This is a genomic window from Nitrosospira multiformis (genome assembly GCF_003050865.1).
GTDB lineage: Bacteria > Pseudomonadota > Gammaproteobacteria > Burkholderiales > Nitrosomonadaceae > Nitrosospira > Nitrosospira multiformis_E.
This window is the reverse complement of record NZ_QAOK01000085.1, coordinates 1-1,019: the sequence shown is the minus strand read 5'-3', so window position 1 is coordinate 1,019 and position 1,019 is coordinate 1. Positions and strand designations below refer to the sequence as shown.

Below are 1,019 nucleotides of genomic sequence, written 5' to 3'. Positions count from 1 at the left end.
GTGTTTGGCGGTCGTTTCATCGCGAACCGTTGAGCGGTCATTTCAGAAGTGATAATTCCGGTTGGGACAGCAAGGATACTCCACCCGACCAGCATGGTGATTGACGTAATGGCGCGTCCCAGATCAGTTTGAGGGGTAATATCCCCAAAGCCAACGGTTGTGACCGCTGTAATGGCGAAATAGACCGATGTTGGAATACTGCTAAACGGAGAACCAGGCCCTCCTTCTACTACATACAGCAGGGTGCCATTCAAAATCACCACGATCGCTACCACAGACAGGAAGATCAGGATTTTGCGCCTGCTCGCTATGATTGCGCTCCCCAGCACCGAGTACTCCTCCACGTACGCGGTAAGCTTCAGAAGGCGAAACATTCGCAGCAATCGCAGTAGGCGAAGATCGACTAGCGCATGCAGTTCCGGTATGAAAAAGGCCGCATAGGTTGGAAGGATTGCAAGAAGATCCACTATCCCAAAAAAACTCCTGGCATATCGCAAGGGATGCTTTACGCACCACAGCCGGGCTATGTATTCGATCGTAAACGCGACAGTGAAAAACCACTCCAGAGCATTCAGGATTCCCCCATACCGGTAGTTAATCTCTGAAACGCTATCGAGCATCACCACGACCACACTTAGCAAAATGGCAGCGATGAGCGAAAAATCGAACCATCGCCCAGCGCGGGTCTCGGCTTCGAAGATAATTACAAAGAGACGGTCACGAAAGCCGGCCTCCGGTTTCCCGAAATACGCGGCAACATCGCTTTTTGAGATCGGCCGTGGCGCGACGTTTTCCTGTTCCTGTTTTTTCATAAATATGTCTTAAAGAGTAAAAGGCATCCAAGCTGTTACTGTTCGCATGTGCCTACTTCAATTTCTCTTTGTCTAATGTCCCCTTCATGGATAATAAAAAACTTAGGCATACGAGTAACCCATGAATGAACATGCTGCCCACCTCGTGATTTTGGGCATATCCGGAATGATCGTGGCGATCTGTGTAATGCTCCATTATGAAGCACT

At 49.4% G+C, this 1,019-nt stretch carries 1 protein-coding gene; it reads right to left on the bottom strand.

Annotation, left to right across the window (positions count from 1 at the left end; genetic code table 11):
- Positions 1 to 812: ion transporter (locus C8R21_RS15585; protein WP_107763495.1), on the bottom strand; the 812-nt coding region annotated here is incomplete at its 3' end.
- Between the last annotated feature and the right edge of the window lie 207 nt (positions 813 to 1,019).